Origin of the sequence: Haloechinothrix alba (genome assembly GCF_900188115.1) — a bacterium.
GTDB classification, from domain to species: Bacteria; Actinomycetota; Actinomycetes; order Mycobacteriales; family Pseudonocardiaceae; genus Haloechinothrix; species Haloechinothrix alba.
In genome coordinates, this window is record NZ_FZNW01000017.1 from 13,982 (window position 1) to 31,850 (window position 17,869).

Genomic DNA, 17,869 nt, shown 5'->3' on the forward strand with positions numbered 1-17,869 from the left:
GCGCGATCGACATCCACGCGCGGGGAGCCACCTCGAATCGGGGGGAGGTGGCTCCCACCTCGGGCGGGGCCGGCGCGGACGGTGCGACGTCCGCGCTGGTCGCTCGCGCCCGCGGGCTGCGCAAGGTCTACCGTGGCGCTGTCGCGGTGGACAGCGTCGACATGGACGTACCGGAAGGAGCCGTGCTCGGGATGCTCGGGCCGAACGGCTCGGGCAAGACCACGATGATCCGGATGTTGCTCGGGCTCGTCCGCCCCACCGAAGGCGACGTCGAGCTGCTCGGGCAGCCGATGCCGGATGCGGCGAGCAGGGCGTTGCCACATGTCGGCGCCCTCGTCGAGGGGCCGGGGTTCCACCCGTTCCTGTCCGGCAGGGAGAACCTGCTGCGGGTCGCGGCTGCCGAGCCGTTGCTGCCCACCACGGGCACGCGGGACGCCGTCGGTGCCGCGCTCGAACGGGTCGGCCTGTCGGGGGCGGCTGACCGCAAGTACCGGGGCTACTCGCTCGGGATGAAGCAGCGCCTGGGGCTCGCGGGCGCGTTGCTCGTGCCGCGCAAGCTCGTCGTGCTGGACGAGCCGACCAACGGGCTCGATCCCGCGGGCACCCGCGAGGTCCGGAGGATCATCGGCGAGCTACGCGAGTCCGGCGTCAGCGTGCTCGTGTCCTCCCACCTGCTCGCCGAGGTGGAGGCGACGTGCACCCACGTCGTGGTGCTGCACGAGGGGACGGTCGTCGCGCAGGGCTCACTCGACACGCTGCTCGACTCGGGCAGCCCCGCGCTCCTGGTATCCACGCCGGACGCGGAGACCGCGGTGGAGGCGCTTCGCCAGAACCGGACTCCCGCACGCCTCGCCCCTGGCGGGGTGCGCGTCGACCTGACGGCCACGGAGCCGTCCACGGTCGTCGAGACCCTGGTCCGCTACGGGGTCGCGATCGACGAGGCGCGCAGGGAACGGACCGGGCTGGAGGACGTGTTCGCGCGGCTTACACAGGCCGAGGCTGCGGAGCAGGCACCGGACGTCGAACCCGACCATGTCGTCATGCGGGAGGTCTCACCGTGACTACTGTGGATACCCTGGCCGCCGGGTGGCAGCCCACACGGGCTGCCGCGCCGTTCACCCGGCTCGTGTGGTCCGAGCTGAGGTGGATCTTCCGCAGGCCGCGCACGCTCGTGGTGCTGGGGGTACTCGGTGCCATACCCGTGATCATCGGGCTGTCCGTCCACCTTTCCGGCTCCACCGATGGCGGCCCTCCCAACGGGGAGGCTCCCCTGTTCGTGACGTTCGCGTCGAGCGCCCTCGCGCTGCCGGTCGGGACACTGTCGGTCACCCTGATGTTCCTCCTGCCGCTCACGGTGGCGATGGTCGGCGCGGACGCGATCGCCGGAGAACAGTCGCACGGCACGTTGCGCGGCTGGCTGCTCGCGCCGGTGACACGCGGCAGGTTGCTGACCGTCAAGGCGCTGGGCGTCGCTGTCGCCGCGCTCGTCGCGGTAACGCTGATGACGTCGACGGGAGTGGTGACCGGGTTCGTCCTCGGCGGGACCGACGGGTTGTTCACCCTGTCCGGTACGTCGCTGACCGTCGTCGAGGCGCTCGGCAGGATCGGTATCACGATCAGCTGGGTCGCCGTGCAGCTCTTCGCTGTCGGCGCTGTCGCGCTCGCGATCTCGACGTTCACCGAGCACCCGATGGTGGTCGTGGCGGGCATCCTCGCAGGCGACATCCTGTTCGGTGTGTTGCTGATGCTGTCGGCCGTCGACTGGCTGCACCCGTTCCTGCTGACCGTGTCGTGGTCCGCGCTGCCCGATGTGCTGCGGGACCCGATCCCCACGGGGACGCTGACCGAAGGGGCGTTGCGTGCCGGGTGCTACATGCTGATCGGCCTGTCGATCGCCTACGCCCGCCTCACCGCGAAGGACGGGTGAGCGTGGCGGATCCGTCTTGACCGACCAGTCAACTAGGCAGTAGCGTTCCGGCGCATGGGCCAGAAGCTCGAGTCCCGCGAGCGCATCGTGCGCAGCTCGGCACGGCTGTTCCTGTCCCGCAGCTACAACGCGGTCAGCGTGGACGAGCTGTGCACTGCGGCCGGGGTGCGGAAGGGCAGCTTCTACCACTTCTTCCCGTCCAAGTCCGAACTGGCCAAAGCCGTCATCGATCTCCACACGACCGCGCTGCTCGACCGGCTGGAGCAGGCATCCGGGCAGTCACCCGCCGAGCGGCTGCACGGGCTCGCCGACGCGGTCGGCACGATCCAGACCGGGTTCGAGAACCGGTTCGGACGTATCGTCGGCTGTCCGTTCGGCAACCTGGCCTCCGAGCTGGCGACCGCGGACGAGGAGCTGCGCGAGCACCTCGCCACCGCCTTCACCAGGTGGGAAGCCGAGTTCGCGGCGCTGTGCAGGCAGGCCGCCTCGGCAGGTGTGCTGCGCGACGGGGTGGACCCCGAGCGGCTGGCGCGGGCACTGCTCGCGCAGGCACAGGGCCAGATCCTGCTGGCCAAGGTCAGCGTCACGTCCGCATCCGAGATCAGTAGAGCCTTGCACGAGCTCGTCGACGCGCACCTGCGGGAGGGATACTGATCATGGACACGACACCAACCGAAGTGGACTTCCACTTCGATCCGATGTGTCCGTTCGCCTACCACACCTCACGGTGGATACGCGCGGTCCGTGACCAGCTGGACCTGACCGTGCACTGGCGGTTCTTCAGCCTCGAGGAGACCAACCGGTTCGAACACTCCAAGCACCCGTGGGAGCGCGAGTGGTCCTACGGGTGGTCCCAGATGCGCATCGCCGCGCTGCTGCGCCGCACGGACACGGCCCTGTTGGACGCCTGGTACGCGCGGGTCGGCCGGGCGCTGCACATCGACGGCGAGAAGCCGCACGAGCCGGAGACCGCGCGCAGGCTCCTCGGCGAGCTCGGGGCGGACCCGGCGCTTGTCGACGAGGCGATCGCCGACCCCACCACACACGACGACGTGCACGCCGATCACAAGCGGGTGACCGACGCGGGCGGATTCGGGGTACCCACGCTCTTCTTCCCCGACGGGCAGTGCCTGTTCGGGCCCGTGCTGATCGACCCGCCGACCGGAACCGCGGCCGTACGTCTGTGGAACGTGGTTACCGGAATGCTGGAGTTCGGCCACGTGTACGAGCTGCAGCGTCCCAAGGGCGCGCACGACCAGCAGGCGATCAGCGATGCGCTGCAACCGTACCTTCATGGCCGCGACTGGGTGAGCGTCGATCGCGGCCGGATCGTCGAACCAGGAACCCGTCCCGATGAGGAGATCGCCGGATGACTACCGCAACCACCGACAAGGACTCGATCGTACGTGACCTGGCCACCCAGTGGACCTCGATGGACGAGCTGCTGAGCTCGCTACCCGACGACGCGTGGTCGACACCGAGCGCGTTGCCCAGCTGGACGGTGCAGGACATCGTCTCCCACGTGATCGGGACCGAGTCGATGCTCGCAGGCGAGCAGGCTCCGGAACCGGATATCGACGTCACCTCGCTGCCGCACGTGCGCAACGACATCGCCGCGTTCAACGAGCACTGGGTGATCGCGCTGCGCGAGCTCACTCCCGAGCGGATGCTCGGCCGGTTCCGCGACATCGTCAGCAGGCGCATCGAGGCGCTGCGCGCGATGAGCCAGGAGGACTTCGACGCGCCCTCGTGGACCCCGGCCGGACAGGCCACCTACGGGAGGTTCATGCGGATCAGGCTGTTCGACTGCTGGTTGCACGAGCAGGACATCCGGGACGCCGTCGGGAAGCCGGGCAACCAGGATGGGCCGTGCGCGGAGGGTGCCCTCGAGGAGATCGTCGGCGCCCTGGGGTACCTGGTCGGCAAGCGTGCCGGAGCGCCGGACGGGTCGCGCCTGACCATCGAGCTCACCGGCCCGGTGTCCCGCACACTGCATGTCGCCGTGGACGGGCGGGCCTCGGTCGTGCCCGAGCTCTCCGGGCCGGCGACCTCGACACTGCGGCTGAGCTCGGACCTGTTCACCCGCCTCGCGGGCGGCCGCGTACCTCCGGAAAACCACCTGACCGATGTGGACATCCAGGGTGATGCCGAGCTGGGCGCCCAGGTGGTGCGCAACCTGCGGCTGACGATCTGAAGGCGCTATCCCGGGGCGCGGGGTGCTACCCGAGAGCCAGCTCGGCAGCGCGGACCATCAGCGCCAGCTTCCGGTGCTGGTCGGCTCGATGATCCACGCCAGTACCAAACACGGGACCACCTCATCACCCTCAGCGACAGCTTCGAACCCGTGCACGTCGTAGGCACACGAGGGCATCCCACAACTGCCCCACCGTGCCACCGAAAGCACAAACCGTCAGGTCAACGCACCGCTCCAGCTGGAACCACCAGCAATGACAGAAGCCAAGAACAGGGCGGTGCGGTTCTACATGAAGAAGGTGTATGACTCAGGCACCTGTGGCCTCGCGATACTTACTCAGCACGTCCGTCACGGCATCGGAGACAGGTGGTTCTTCCGTGAGGGCTGTCCAGGTGTAGGCATCGTGCTCGTGCAAGGCGATCGGTTCTGGTGCGATGACGTCAACAGCGAAGTTGAACTGGCGGCTTTTCTTGCCGCTGCCGCTGGCGTAGTCGAAGCTGCCGAGGTAGTCATGGATGGTGGCCACGTCGAGACCGGTTTCTTCCTTGACTTCGCGCAGTAGGGCCGCGTCCAGCGCTTCGCCCTGCTCGACCTTTCCGCTGGGCAGCTCGAAGATGCCTCCCATGAAGTCGTCTTCAGGGCGCTGGAGCAGCAGCACCATTCCGCAGTGCTGGACGACGGCACCGACGACGAGTTGCGCTACGCCGTCAAGGTCGGCTTCGGCGGTAAGCCGGGCGAGGAGGGTTTCGTCAACCATGTAGATCATCCTTGCAGGTCTTGGTGACGGCCGGTGACTTTACGGAACGCTTCGATGTAACTATCTACCAAGGGCATGTCCTCCTTGCGGTGCCAGACAGGCAGTTTGAGCGTGGCGTGGTGCACGGCTTCGGCCACGGGGTAATCGCCGGGTGCATAGCTGAGCCGGTCCCTGTAAGCCGGGAGTATCAGCTCGGGGTCTTGGAACAGGGGTAACAGATTCAGCGGGCAGGTCGAGCCTGGCCGGTCGACCTCGTGGCAGCCTTCGGCGTGTAGTGCCTCAACAAGCCGCTCCACAGGCAGGCCATCCAGCTCTTCGGCGCAGTAGCGCAGCGGTAGGCCATACCAGGACGAGCGAACGCCGGGCGGCAACTCCGGCACGGTGATGCCGGGTAGCTCAGCGAGCTGCTCGCAGAGGTTGGCGGCGATGATGGCACGCCCCTCCAGGTAGCTGTCTAGGTGTTCGAGCTGGGCGAGTGCGAGGCTGGCAGCGAGCGGGTGTATCCGGTGCTTGAGCCCCGTGCCGGTTGCGGCGTAGCGATACAGCGGATGGTCGTCGGGCAGCTCGCTCCGGCAGCGCTTGTTGTACTGCCCGTGCAGCAACACGCGGAAGTAGATCTCATCGTCGTCAGTGAGGACGAAGCCACCTTCCCCTGCTGAGAGCGGCTTCGGGCCGTTCATGCTGAAGGCGGCAGCATGGCCGAACGTGCCGACATGATTGCCATCGATGACCGCACCATGAGCGTGCGAGGCGTCTTCCAGCAAGATCACCCCGTGCTCGTCTGCGACGGCCTTCAGCCTGGTCATGTCGGCGGGCGATCCCCACATATGGGTGACTACAACCGCTGTGGTCTGTGACGTGATCCGTTGTGTCACATCCTTGGGGTCGAGGTTTCCGGTCTCATCACAGTCAGCCAGTACCGGCACTGCGCCGACGTGCAAGAGCGGGGTCACCGTCGCGAAGAAGGTGTAGGCGGGCACGATGACCTCATCGCCGGTGCCGAGACCGCAGGCGGCGTACATGGAATGCAGTGCAGCGGTTCCCGAACTGGTGAGCACGGCGTGCGTCACGCCGTGGTACCGACTCAGCTCGTCCTCCAGATGCTCGATGACCCCAGAGCGATTGTAGATGGATACGGACTGGTCGAGCTGTCTCAGTACAGCGTTCTTGGCGCTATCGCCTATCGGAGGCCAGGTGAAATGCGGCTCGGGTACGGTCACGGCGGGTGTGCCGCCGAGCAGCGCCAGAGGTGAGGTCACTGTATCTCCTCCGGATTGACGTAGGCGTGGGTCTTGGCCGACTCGTAGCAAGCTTCGATAAAGCTCATGTGCACAAGATTTGCGTGCGGGCCGCTGACGTTGGGCCGGAGGCCTTCAATGACGCGGCAGAAGTAGTCGATCTGGCAGGTTGCAGCCGAAGGCCACGCCTGTTCGCGGGAAAGCGACTCGATTGCCTCGCCATCATTGGTGAGACGCCGAATGCGGCCGCGTTCCAGATGCACCACGCCACGACTGCCGACAAGGCGGATCTGTTCGGTCTTGGGACCGAGGTAGCGGGACAGCAGCAGCGAGCCGTATAGGCCGCTGTCGTAGCCGAAATGGATCAGCGCGGTGTCTTCGGCATCGTAGGTACGGTCAGGCCGCGCCTGCACCGACATGTCTGCCAGGACGCGATCCGGCAGACCGAAGTACCACAGGATCATGTCCACCAGGTGATATCCCATGTCGATGACACAGCCGCCACCCGCCGTGGCTGACTGGCCACGCCAACCGTCCGAGGGGTCGTCCACGCAGAGCGTGTACTGTCCGTCCGCTAAGAACGGGGTGCCAATCTGGTCGGCGAGTTGCATGAAGCTTGTATAGATCGGGTTGAAGCGGCGTTGTAGCGTGACCATCAGCTGGATGCCTGCGTCCTCGCACTGCTTCGTCAGTTCGCGGGCTTCCCTCATGTTGGTGGCGAACGGCTTTTCTTTGAGGACGTGCACGCTGTGCTCGGCCGCGGTAGCGATAACCTCCTGCCCGATGTGATGCGGCACGGTCACGATGACCAGATCGAGCCGTTCGTGTCGGAACATGTCCCGAAAATCGGTGTAACCGACCACTCGGAGTCGGTACTGATGCTCGCGCACGAGCTCAGCATTGTCGTCGCACACGGCAACAAGCTCTGCGCCCTCAGCGCCGGTGAGCCCCGGAATGTGGTCGTCCACTGCTTGCTTACCGAGCCCCACCACGCCCGCGCGTAGTTTCATGCGACGCTCCCTGTTGGGCGTGATGAGTCGAACAACCGGTGCACGATCAAGCGGTAGCACTTTCACGGCAACGCCTCGCTTTCCCGTATGGCCAAGTACGTTCGGCTCGCTTCCCACTCAGTCACGGGCGGCACCAGTCTTGCGGGCAGGATCGCCGTCGTGACGGCTCCTCCGGCCTGGGGAACAGGACGACCACACGCGCGCGTCTGTCGCTCGAACAAACCCGTCATTCCAAGCCCGATGACGGTTGCCTCGGCTTCGGAACCGCCAGTCATGTCCGCCACCTCCGTTGTCACTGCTTGTGTGAGCCCCGTACTCTCTATGTAACCGGCGACGGCGGCCCCGAACCAGAGCACGATTTCCGCAGCCCTGTCGCAGGGTTGTCTCGCGGGCGGCTCTGAGCAGCACGAACAACGCATGCAAGATCGACGGGAGACGCGTCATGAGCGCACGACGGCAGCGGTTCGCGCAGCGCCGGAAGGCCGTGGGCTTCAGCCAGGAAGGGCTTGCCGAACGGCTGGGCATCGACCGGTCGACCGTAGCTCGTTGGGAAGCCGGCGAAACCGACCCGCTGCCGTGGCTCCGCCCAAAGCTGGCGCGCGTCCTCCAGGTCTCCATTGACCAACTTGATCAGCTGCTTGCCGAGGCCGGTACGCCCGACGAGTTACCCGATGAGCGGGTGAGCTTCGCCGTGGAGCACCCCGGCAGTGTCGACCTGCTAACAGTTGCCCGGCTGCGTGAACGGGTGCAGCAGCTCGACGTGTGCTACGACAAGGCCGCCTCTACGTCGCTGCTTGCCGACGCGGGGCAGTGTCTCGGCCAGATATCGTTCCTCCGGGCACGCGCCGCCGCCAACCGCGTCCAGCGCGAGCTGTTTGCGGTCGAAGCCGAAGCGGCGACGCTCATGGGCAAACTCGTATGGGACGCCTCGCAGCGCCGTGACCACACGACGGCTCGCGCCTACTTCGACCGGGCGATTACAGCCGCCCGGCAGCTCCATGACCCGAGCGCTGAAGGACTGGCGCTACTGCGGACGAGCTTCGTCGCCCTCTACGGCGAGAAGAATCCACGTGTCGGCCTCGACTTGGCGATGCGGGCTTCCGAGACCGCTCGCCACAGCAGCCACGTCTTGACCGGCCTCGGCGTCCTGCACGCTGCCGAGGCGCATGCCATGCTCGGGCAGAGGCAGGAGTGCGAGCAAGCATTGAGCGATGCCGAACGGCACTTCGAGCAGATTAGCACGGCCGATGCTGCAATAGACTTGTTCTCGCCCACGCAGCACAGTCGGTTGGCGGGATCGTGCTACCTGTTCCTGAACGACGCCAAGCAGGCCCAACCCATCCTGGAGCGCACTGCGGCGGAGCTTCGCGACCGGTCGAAGTCGCAAGCCATTGCGCTTGGCAACCTGGCGTTGGCATGCATCCGACAGCACAAGCTCGACGAGGCGGTAGGCGCGCTACATAGCGCGATCGATGTAGTAGAACAGACGTGGGGCGGTGGCGGGCTGAATGTCGTCTTCAGCGCCGCGCAGGAGCTACGGCCCTGGCGGCATGTAGCCGATGTTCAGGGCGTCGACGACAGGCTGCTCGCACTCATCGCAGCGGCATGAAGGAGCACCATGACCAGCGTGGACAACGACCAGGCCAAACACGCCATCCGTAACCGCGTATGGGCACTGCTGGAGCGAGAACGAGCGGTGCCGCCCGGTGTCCACGGCCGCATCCCAGCCTTCTTCGGCGCCGACGCTGCCGCCGATCGCTTGGCCGAGCTACCCGTATGGAAAAGCGCGCGGGTGGTCAAGGCAGTGCCGGACAAGGCACAGCTTCCGGCACGGGCACGAGCGCTCATCGAAGGCAAGCTCGTCTGCATGGCCGTGCCCAAGCTGGCCGAAAACAAGCCCTTCTACCTTCTCGATCCAGCGACGCTGACCGTGCCACCGAAGGACGCCGCATCCAGCAAGGTGGCTGCGTCCGTGGGGCGCAAGATCGGTATCGAGGACATGCAGCCTGTTGATCTCGTCGTCTGCGGCAGCGTGGCCGTCAATCGGTATGGCGTACGGCTCGGCAAGGGTGCCGGTTACTCCGACATCGAGGTCGCACTCCTGCACGAAGCGGGTCTGATCGGACCGGAAACGACGATCGTCACGACCGTGCACTCCTTGCAGGTCGTTGACGATGACCTCCCCGAGACCGAACACGACTTCAGCGTGGACTTGATCATCACGCCCGAAGGGGTCACCGAGTGCAGCCCGCCACGCCGCCCGGATGGGCTGATCTGGGAACACCTCGAGCAGGAAACGATCGCGGCAATTCCGGTACTGGCCGCACGCAGGGACGATAGAACTCGCGATGGATAGTTCCTTGTTCCCCTTCGCACGTCAACGGAGAAGACGTGAGTTCAAATCAAGCCATCGTACCTTGATCTGCCCGGAGAGTTCCGGCACTTCGACAACGTTTACGAGGATCGACGGGCGGGTGTTCTCACCGCCCTCGGTGTCACGAAAGACCACTTCAACGCACCGCTCCAGCTGAAACCCCGACAGCGATAAAAGTCAAGATCAGGGTGATGCCGAGCTGGGCGCCCAGGTGGTGCGCAACCTGCGGCTGACGATCTGAAGGCGCTATCCCGGGCCCCGGGGTGCTACCCGAGAGCCAGCTCGGCAGCGCGGACCACCAGCGCCAGCTTCCGGTGCTGGTCGTCGATGCTCAGCGCGTTGCCGTACAGCGAGGTCGCGAAGCCGCACTGCGTACCGACCGCGAGCCGCTCGCGGCCGACAATCCTGCTCGCCGCGCCGACCCGCTCGACCAGCGCTTCGGTCGATTCCAGCTCGGGGTGTTTGGTGGTCACCAGCCCCAGGACCACGCTGGTGTCCTCGGGCACGAGCCGGAGCGGGTCGAACCCGCCGGAGCGCTCGTCGTCGTACTCCAGCAGGAGGCGGTCGGCGTGCACTGTGGAGAACACCGGAGCGGCGATCGGGTCGTAGCCGCCCGCGACCAGCCAGCGGCTGCGCTGGTTCCCACGGCACAGGTGGAACCCGAAGGTCGCGGGCCTGCCCGCGGCGATGACGGCGTTGTCCAGCTCGAGGCCGTAGGAAAGCCACCGCTCGGCCGCCCAGCCACGCCGCTCGTAGAACTCCCGCCACGACGGGTCGACGAGCAGCGGGTAGTGCGGTGCGTCCAGCTGGATGTAGCGGCAGCCCAGCCTGACCAGCTCCCTGACCTCGTCGCAGAGGATCCGGGTGACGTCCGACAGGAAGTCGTCGAGCGTGGCGTACGGCTCGCCCGCGTTCTCCGGTGACCAGAGACCGGCGAACAGGCTCGGGCTCGGCAACGTCACCTTGGTCATCGCACCCGGACCGTCCGGGCTCGCCCACTCCCCCACGCACGAGCGCAGGAAGGTGAACTCCTCCGCGGCCAGGTTGCGGCGCTTGCGCAGCCGCCCGGTGACCGCGAGATCCCCGGGACGCTCCACGTGCTGGTCGCCCACGACGTCGGAGTACCAGTCCCCCCACAGCCAGGCGTCGATGCTCGCGCCTGCCACACCGTCGACGGAGGCGGTGAACTCGCCCTGGAACGACTCCCTGCGCAGCTCACCATCGGTGACCACCTGGCAACCCGCGTCGGCCTGCAACGCGACGGCCTCCCGCACGGCGCGGTCCTCCACGGCCTTGAACTCGGACGGCGTCAGCTCGCCGCGGGCCCGTGCCGCCCTGGCATCCAGCAGGTAGTCGGGCCGTAGCAGGCTCCCCACGTGCTCCGCGCGCGCGGTGACAGCCATGGCCCGATTCTATGCGCCGCCAGGACGCGAGGCGCACGGTCCAGCCCGCCACGCGATTACGGGCCGGTGGCCCCTGGTACCCGGCTATCGGCTCACCTCAGCTCGGCATCGCGCACGGTGATGTTGCCCGACTCGATGCGTTCGTAGCTCACCCTGGTGTTCGGGTCGTCGCCGTCCACGTCGGTCTCGCCTCGGAAGTAGCCGCCCGGTGCGGCGCCGGAGGGATCGCTGTGTGCCGCGAAGGCGTAGTCGACCGGCCCGCCAGTGATCGGGAACGTGCTGGTGCCCGCCCCCACAGCCGAGTCACGGCCCTCTGCGGGCTCACTGCCGTGCGCCGGGCTGACCGCCGCCGACGCCGGCGCCAGTGCCCCTGCACTCACCAGCGTCGCCGGTATCCGATGATGCATGGCGCATCCACCTGCCTCACGACGGGTTTTCCTACACCCTCGCGTGCCCCCGTGACAACAGGCGGCGCTTCGGTCGGCTGGCCCGTGGCCGCGCCACGCGCGTCGCTCATGGGCGTGTGACCGGGCGGCCCTCGCGTTCCCATTCGGGGAAGCCGTCCTCGAGCCGCCGCGCGTCGTAACCGGCAGCGCGGAGCTTGCGCACGGCCTCGTCGGCGAAGACGCAGTAGGGTCCGCGGCAGTAGGCAACCACGTCGATATCGCGCGGCAGGGCAGCCAGCGCGTCGTCGAGCTCGGCCAGCGGTGCCGAGCGTGCCCCGGGGATATGGCCGGACTCGTACTCGAGGCGGGGGCGGACGTCGAGCACGACCGCCTCACCGCTGGTGATGCGCCGTTCGAGCTCAGCACGGCCGATGCCCTCGAGATCGCCACGATCACCCAGGTACGCGCTCGCCAGCCGCTCGACCTCGGTCACCTGCTGTGCCGCCACATCCCGCATCGCGGCCCAGAGCTCGGCCACCCGGGCACTGGCCAGGCGGTAACGCACCCGCTGGCCGTCGCGCTGGGACTCGACCAGTCCCGCTCCGGCGAGCACCTGCAGGTGGTGGGAGGTGTTGGCGACCGACTGGTCGATGGCATCCGCGACCTGTTCGACGGAGCGTTCCCCCTGGGTCAGCAGGTCGAGGATCTCGGCGCGGCGCCCGCTCGCGATCGCTTTCGCGACGGTGGCCAGGCCGTCGAACAGTGCGTTCTTGGCGACGCGGCTCCCGACGCCGCCGTTCTCGCTCTGGCGTGCCATACACCCCACCCTAGCGTATTCAAGAAAATTTTTGAAGTAACTGCTCACAGGGTTGACGCACGCACCACCGGCTGCCATCGTATTCAAAAGAGCATTTGAACATCGGGCGGTGGGCCTCTGTACTGCCGCCCCACGAGAGGAGACCCCGTGAGCACCGTGGAGATCGTGAGCCTGCCGGAGCCAGGCCTGGGCAACCAGAGCTACCTCATCGCCACCGGCGACGGCGGGGCGGTCGTGATCGATCCCGCGCGCGACCCGAGCCGCTATCTCGAGGCGGCACGGGCACGTGGCTGGCGAATCCGGTGGACGGTCGAGACGCACCTGCACGCCGACTTCGTCTCCGGCAGCCGGGAGCTGGCCACGTACGGAGCGAAGGTGGCCCTACCGGCGGGATCGGGGGTGGGCTTCCCCGCCGACGAGCTCGACGACGGCGATGAGCGCGCCGTCGGAGGGCTGACGCTGGAGGCGCTGGCCACGCCGGGGCACACGCCCGAGCACCTCACGTACCTGCTGCGCGACGGGGCCCGGGTGGTCGCGGTGTTCAGCGGCGGGACGCTGACCGCAGGCGGGATGGCTCGCCCGGACCTGATCAGCCCGGAGCTGACCGAGCCACTCGCGCGGGCCGCATGGCAGTCGATCACCGAACGCCTGCTCGTACTGCCCGACGAGACGCCGCTCTACCCCACGCACGGTGCGGGATCGTTCTGCTCGGCGGGCCCACCCGGCGAGCACACCTCCACCATCGGCGAGCAGCGCGAGCACAACCCGTTGCTGCAGGCCGGTGACGAGGATGCCTTCGTCGAGCGGCTGCTGTCGGGACTGGGCAGCTACCCCGGCTACTTCCTCCGCCTGCGCCCGGTCAACGCCGCGGGCCCCGCGGTACACGGGCCCCAACCGACCATGCCGCCCCGGCTGACTCCCGACCAGGTACGCCACCACGCCGCGGACGGTGCCGAGCTGGTCGACGTGCGCCCCATGGAGGCGTTCGCCGCCGGGCACGTGCCCGGCTCACTGTCCAACCCGCTGCGGGACCAGTTCGGCGTGTGGCTCGGCTGGCTGGTCGATCTGGACCGCGACATCGTCCTGGTCACCAGCGGCGAGTCCGGCGAGCTCGATCGCGCGACACGGGAGTGCCTGAAGGTCGGCCACGAGCACCTCACCGGCCACATACCGTTCCCCGCCTGGCGGGAGGCCGGTCGGCCGGAGAGGAGCCTGCCGCTGCTGGATCCGGCGAGCGCGGCGGGCTCCGGCAGGCACGTCGTGGACGTGCGCCAGACAGCGGAATGGACCGGCGGACACGTCCCGGGCGCGGTACACATCGAGCTCGCCGAGCTGGCCGGGAACCCCGGCGTGGTGGGCGGCGCCCCGGCTGTGACGCAGTGCGGGCACGGCGAGCGCGCCATGACCGCCGCCAGCCTGCTCGCCCGCGCGGGTCACGAGGACGTGGCCGTACTGGAGGGCGGACCCGGCGACCTGGCCACCGCGAGCGGGCAGTCGCTCGAGGAGGAACGGTGACCGCACGGCGGCCCCGGACGGGCCGTACGGCGAAAGGAGATCACAGTGAGCGAGCAGGCAGGACAGCACACACCATCCGGACAGTCGCGACCGAGCACGACGAACGGGTTCGCCGTGGCTTCCCTCGTCCTCGGCATCGTCTGGCTCTGGGGCGTGGGGTCGATCCTCGCCCTGGTGTTCGGCTACGTGGCGCTGAGCCAGATCGACCGCTCGGCAGGCACCGAGGGCGGTCGTAGCATGGCCATCGCGGGCGTCGTGCTCGGATTGGTCGGCGTCGCAGGGATCGTGTTGATGATCGTCCTCATGGGACTCGGATTCACCTGGATGCCTGGGATGGACGGTATGGGTGACATGATGAACGGTTCCCACGAGCACTGATGCGACCCGTCGACCACGTGACGCCGCGCCTGGGGTTGCGGGAGAACCTGCCGCAGTTCGTACTCCTGGTCGCGGTCAACGCGCTGGTGGGCGGCATGGTCGGCCAGGAGCGCACCGTGGTGCCGCTGCTGGCCGAGGCCGAGTTCGGCCTCGCCTCCTACAGCGCCATGCTGACCTTCATCGTCGCCTTCGGGCTCACGAAGGCGGTGGTCAACTACTTCGCGGGCACGCTGGCCGACCGGTTCGGCCGCAAACCGGTACTCGTGGCGGGCTGGCTGGCGGCGCTGCCGGTACCGCTGTTGTTGATGTGGGCGCCCACCTGGGAATGGGTGGTGATCGCCAACATCCTGCTCGGCCTCAACCAGGGGCTGACCTGGTCGCTGACGGTGATCATGAAGATCGACCTGGTGGGCCCGCACCGCCGCGGGCTGGCCATGGGGCTCAACGAGGCCGCAGGCTACGGCGCCGTGGCTCTGGCCGCGTGGGTCACCGGTGCCGCAGCCACCGAGTTCGGCCTGCGCCCGGCGCCGTTCCTGCTCGGGGTGGCGGTCGGCGCGCTCGGCCTCGGCCTGTCCGCTGTCGCCGTACGCGAGACCGCGGGCCATGTGGCCGAGGAGAGCCGCACGCACGTGCGTCGCGACGCGTCCCTCGACGCCGCTGTGCCCGCCCGCCGCGTCTTCGCGCTGGCGACCTGGCGCGAGCCGGCACTGTCCTCGGCCAGCCAGGCGGGGCTGGTCAACAACCTCAACGAGGGCGCGGCGTGGGGGCTGTTCCCGGTGCTGTTCGTCGCCGGTGGCCTGTCCACCGGCCGGGTCGGCCTGCTGATCGCCATCGCCCCCGCCGTGTGGGCGATCGGCCAGCTGGTCACCGGTGCCGTCTCCGACCGCATCGGCCGCAAGTGGCTCATCGCGGCAGGCCAGTGGACCGAAGCCGCCGGCCTGGTCACCATCGCCCTCGGTGACGGCGTCGCCGTCTGGGCCGCGGGCAGCGCGCTCTTCGGCGCGGGCACCGCGCTGGCCTATCCCACGCTGCTGGCCGCGGTCGGCGACGTCGCCCATCCCGCCTGGCGCGGCGCCGCCGTAGGCGTCTACCGGTTCTGGCGCGACATCGGCTTCGCTGTGGGCGCCGTACTCGCAGGCGTGCTCGCCGACGCCTTCGGCGTGGCGACGGCCATCGTGGTGGTGGCCGCGGTTACCGCTGCCAGCGGGCTCGACGTCGCCGGGCGCATGTACGAGACGCGGCCGCCCCATGCCCGGAGCGGTGCCTGATACCGGCACCTTGCGTCCTATCTCACTGTTAAGGAAGGCTATCCTAAGGTAGGGTTCACTACACGTTCGAGTGAGCCGCGTTCCCCGAGGGAGGTCCTGATGGAACCGTCGCGATCCTCCACGCGGGCCGACAGCCGGGTACGCGGCATGCTCCCGTCGCTACGCTCGGCACGGGGCCGCCTCCGGCGGTCGCGGAGTCGCCTCGCGGCCTCCGGGCCGGCAGGCGGGGCCGGCGATCTGCGCCTGGACCGGGTCACGGCGCTGCACTACGACATCCCCCACCAGGTCTCCCGCGACCCGGCGGTCAGGGGCACCACGCCCGGCAGCAACTTCCTGGTCACCATCACCGCCGACCGGGGCGGCCGGCTCGTCGAGGGGACCGGCGAGTGCCTGCCGGAGCATGCGTACGCAGGCGACGGGGACGAGGGCGGCGACGCCGCCTGGGCCTTCGTCCGCGCCGCGAGCCGGTTGCTGTACCGGCGCACGCTGACGTTCCGGGACCGGAGCGAGGCGCTCACGGCTGTGCGCGGGGTGATGGCCGAGCTCGGCAGGCTCGCTGTGGACCACACCGGTACGGGACAGCACGACCGGCCGCTCCGCGGGACGCTGTTCGGCATCGAGGTCGCCTTGCTGGACACCGCAGCCCGCGCGCTGGACCTGCAGGTGTCCGAGCTGCTCGGCAGCAGGCGCGAGCAGGTCGGTATCAGCGGCTCGCGGATCCCGTTCGGGGGCACACCGGATGACGCCGCCGAGCGGGCCATCAGGCAGCGACGGTACCCGGTGACGCGCCTGCAGGGATCGGGCGTCGTGGAGCAGGACTGGACGTTGCTCGAGACGGTCTCCCGCGCGAACCGCTCCGCCGATACGGACAGGCCCATCTGGCTGGAGCTGCGCGAGCCGCTGGATGCCACCGGCGCTGCCGGGTTCGTGGATGGCGTGACCGCGCGGATGATCTCCGGCGAGCTGCCGGCCTCGGTCCTGATACAGGGTCTCCTGCAGGCGGATCAGCTCGCCGCGCTGCCGGGCCTGCAACGGCGAGCCGACGAGGCCCTCCTGCAAGCACCCCACGGCCCTGACCTGGACCTGCGGGTCGTGGCAGGCGAACGCGTCGAGGACGCGAGCGACCTGGAGCTCCTCAACGCGCACGGCGGGTGCCGCGCCCTCACCATCAGACCGGACAGGGTCGGTGGTCTGCTGGCAACCGTCGAGCTCGCCGACGCGGCGCTCGCGGCCGACCCCGGGATCCACATCGGCATCGCCGGGGTGACCGGGGCCAGCGATGTCTCCGCCTGGGCGCTGCACAACCTCGCCCGCTCGCTCCCCCGCATGGACTACCTGACGATCCCGCCCCGAACCAGCGCCGAGGTGCGCATCACCGACCCCCCGGTGCGCTTCCACGCCAGGGGCAGCAACATCCTCGCGCCGCAGGGTTCGCCCGGACTCGGTGCCGCGCCCGTGCTGGCCACGCTCGAGCCGTATGTCGAGCGCAGCTTCGACGCGAACGGCCAGGGTGGCCTGGAGGTCGCCAGGCAGCCGACCACGAGTGGCGGCCGGATCGACGCCGTGCACGCGACCAGGGAACGTCTGGACAGGCTGACCGTCGAGGAGCTGGAGCGGCAGCTGGAACCCCGGCTGCTCGCGACGGCCGACGACGACCACCGGGCCCGGGTACGGTCGCTGCTGCGCGTCACCGAGCCCAGGCACCTGACCCACGCGATGGTGCGCCGCCTCGAACGTAACGACATGTCGCTGCCGTCGGGACTGTCGTTCCGGTCGCTCATGCTGGAACAGTCCGAGGCACGCAGGCTGGGTGTGTTCCGCCCGGGTTGGTTGCTGGACAACAAGGCGAAAGCCTACGCCTTCGTGGACGAGGTGGGAGTGCGGCGGCCCCGGTGTGACCGGGTCGCGAGACCGTTCGCCGCCATCGAGCCCGCGGCGCCGATGGTGATCAAGCCGGTGCGGTCGACCGGGTCGAAGGGCACCTACCTCGTGTACTCACCCGACCACATCATCCATCTGAGAGACGGGATGGAACTGTCCTCATGGGACGCGATGGCCGAGCACGCCTTCCGGCTGATGTCCCATGAGCACAGACCCGTCCCGGACCGGTGGATGACCGAGGAGCTGATCCTCGAGGACTCCGCCACCCGGCGCACGGCCACCGACCTCAAGTTCTACGCGTTCTACGGCAACGTCCTCCTGATCCGGGAGTCACGCCGCGTATCCGGCGGCAAGCAGGGTGTGCGCTACTGGACACGGGACAACGAACCGGCGCGGACCGGGGTCACCCGGGGCGAGCACCTGGACGAGGCGCGGGGAACGAATCCGGAGCAGCTCGAGCTGGTCGAGTCGCTGAGCCGGGAGATCCCCGTGCCGTTCATGCGGATCGACATGCTGCGCGGCGAGGACGGGCTGGTGCTCGGGGAGTTCACGCCGCGCCCCGGCGCGTTCGAGCTGTTCGACGAGACGTGGGACAGGCGGATGGCCGAGTCCTGGGTGCTGGCCGAGGGCCGCATCATCGACGACGTGCTCGGCGGCAAGGACTTCGCGGCGTTCGCCAAGGCCACCCGCTGAGGCGGAGCAGGCGGCGAGCACTCGCCCG

The 17,869-nt window shown here is 68.6% G+C and carries 17 protein-coding genes; 11 read left to right on the top strand and 6 right to left on the bottom strand.

Going from position 1 to position 17,869, the window contains the following annotated elements:
* Positions 1-47: 47 nt before the first annotated feature.
* Genes CHB84_RS16340 through CHB84_RS16360 form a run of 5 tightly spaced genes read left to right on the top strand, consistent with a single transcriptional unit; the run spans position 48 to position 4,121 of the window.
* Positions 48-1,061 (top strand): ABC transporter ATP-binding protein, encoded by a 1,014-nt coding sequence (locus CHB84_RS16340; protein WP_245818795.1) that lies wholly within the window; start codon positions 48-50, stop codon positions 1,059-1,061.
* A 5-nt stretch (positions 1,062-1,066) separates the two neighbouring features.
* Positions 1,067-1,927: an ABC transporter permease gene (locus CHB84_RS16345; RefSeq protein ID WP_089302501.1), complete on the top strand. Its 861-nt coding sequence runs from the start codon at positions 1,067-1,069 to the stop codon at positions 1,925-1,927.
* Positions 1,928-1,981: 54 nt separating this feature from the next.
* On the top strand, positions 1,982-2,581 hold the full coding sequence (locus tag CHB84_RS16350) for a TetR/AcrR family transcriptional regulator (protein WP_089302502.1): 600 nt from the start codon (positions 1,982-1,984) through the stop codon (positions 2,579-2,581).
* A 2-nt stretch (positions 2,582-2,583) separates the two neighbouring features.
* A complete protein-coding gene (locus CHB84_RS16355; RefSeq protein WP_089302503.1) occupies positions 2,584-3,300 on the top strand; it encodes a DsbA family oxidoreductase in 717 nt (238 codons plus the stop codon).
* Entirely contained in the window at positions 3,297-4,121 is an 825-nt protein-coding gene (locus CHB84_RS16360; RefSeq protein WP_089302504.1) for a maleylpyruvate isomerase family mycothiol-dependent enzyme, read from the top strand. Before CHB84_RS16355 ends, CHB84_RS16360 begins: the two co-directional genes overlap by 4 nt.
* A 307-nt stretch (positions 4,122-4,428) precedes the next feature.
* Here CHB84_RS16360 and CHB84_RS16365 read toward each other — a convergent pair whose 3' ends face one another.
* Genes CHB84_RS16365 through CHB84_RS16375 form a run of 3 tightly spaced genes read right to left on the bottom strand, consistent with a single transcriptional unit; the run spans position 4,429 to position 7,126 of the window.
* Entirely contained in the window at positions 4,429-4,878 is a 450-nt protein-coding gene (locus CHB84_RS16365) for an NUDIX hydrolase (RefSeq protein WP_089302505.1), read from the bottom strand.
* Positions 4,879-4,883: 5 nt separating this feature from the next.
* Positions 4,884-6,137: a DegT/DnrJ/EryC1/StrS family aminotransferase gene (locus CHB84_RS16370; protein WP_089302506.1), complete on the bottom strand. Its 1,254-nt coding sequence runs from the start codon at positions 6,135-6,137 to the stop codon at positions 4,884-4,886.
* A complete protein-coding gene (locus CHB84_RS16375; RefSeq protein ID WP_089302507.1) occupies positions 6,134-7,126 on the bottom strand; it encodes a Gfo/Idh/MocA family protein in 993 nt (330 codons plus the stop codon). The genes CHB84_RS16370 and CHB84_RS16375 overlap by 4 nt, the downstream gene beginning before the upstream one ends.
* 442 nt (positions 7,127-7,568) lie before the next feature.
* On the opposite strand from CHB84_RS16375, the gene CHB84_RS16380 reads away from it, so the two are divergent.
* Together CHB84_RS16380 and CHB84_RS16385 are read left to right on the top strand one after the other, a co-directional pair.
* Positions 7,569-8,735, top strand: a complete 1,167-nt coding sequence (locus tag CHB84_RS16380) for a helix-turn-helix transcriptional regulator (protein WP_089302508.1) — start codon at positions 7,569-7,571, stop codon at positions 8,733-8,735.
* Positions 8,736-8,744: 9 nt separating this feature from the next.
* Positions 8,745-9,482 carry a 5-formyltetrahydrofolate cyclo-ligase gene (locus CHB84_RS16385; RefSeq protein ID WP_425432311.1) on the top strand — a complete coding sequence of 246 codons (738 nt, stop codon included), beginning with the start codon at positions 8,745-8,747 and terminating at the stop codon, positions 9,480-9,482.
* Between the two features lie 284 nt (positions 9,483-9,766).
* Here the strand turns inward: CHB84_RS16385 and CHB84_RS16390 are convergent, their stop codons facing one another.
* From CHB84_RS16390 to CHB84_RS16400, 3 genes are all read right to left on the bottom strand, one after another.
* Positions 9,767-10,903 (bottom strand): cobalamin-independent methionine synthase II family protein, encoded by a 1,137-nt coding sequence (locus CHB84_RS16390; RefSeq protein ID WP_089302509.1) that lies wholly within the window; start codon positions 10,901-10,903, stop codon positions 9,767-9,769.
* Positions 10,904-10,995: 92 nt separating this feature from the next.
* Positions 10,996-11,310 (bottom strand): hypothetical protein, encoded by a 315-nt coding sequence (locus tag CHB84_RS16395; RefSeq protein WP_089302510.1) that lies wholly within the window; start codon positions 11,308-11,310, stop codon positions 10,996-10,998.
* Between the two features lie 106 nt (positions 11,311-11,416).
* Positions 11,417-12,106, bottom strand: a complete 690-nt coding sequence (locus tag CHB84_RS16400) for an ArsR/SmtB family transcription factor (protein WP_089302511.1) — start codon at positions 12,104-12,106, stop codon at positions 11,417-11,419.
* Between the two features lie 147 nt (positions 12,107-12,253).
* Here CHB84_RS16400 and CHB84_RS16405 point away from each other — a divergent pair, with 147 nt between their 5' ends.
* The 4 genes from CHB84_RS16405 (at position 12,254) to CHB84_RS16420 (ending at position 17,841) form a co-directional block, all read left to right on the top strand.
* Positions 12,254-13,621: an MBL fold metallo-hydrolase gene (locus tag CHB84_RS16405; protein WP_089302512.1), complete on the top strand. Its 1,368-nt coding sequence runs from the start codon at positions 12,254-12,256 to the stop codon at positions 13,619-13,621.
* 45 nt (positions 13,622-13,666) lie between these two features.
* Positions 13,667-13,999 carry a DUF4190 domain-containing protein gene (locus CHB84_RS16410; protein ID WP_176439999.1) on the top strand — a complete coding sequence of 111 codons (333 nt, stop codon included), beginning with the start codon at positions 13,667-13,669 and terminating at the stop codon, positions 13,997-13,999.
* Positions 13,999-15,267, top strand: coding sequence for an MFS transporter (locus CHB84_RS16415; protein ID WP_089302514.1), 1,269 nt, complete (start codon positions 13,999-14,001; stop codon positions 15,265-15,267). Before CHB84_RS16410 ends, CHB84_RS16415 begins: the two co-directional genes overlap by 1 nt.
* Positions 15,268-15,366: 99 nt before the next feature.
* Positions 15,367-17,841: an ATP-grasp fold amidoligase family protein gene (locus tag CHB84_RS16420; protein WP_089302515.1), complete on the top strand. Its 2,475-nt coding sequence runs from the start codon at positions 15,367-15,369 to the stop codon at positions 17,839-17,841.
* The last annotated feature ends 28 nt before the right edge of the window (positions 17,842-17,869 follow it).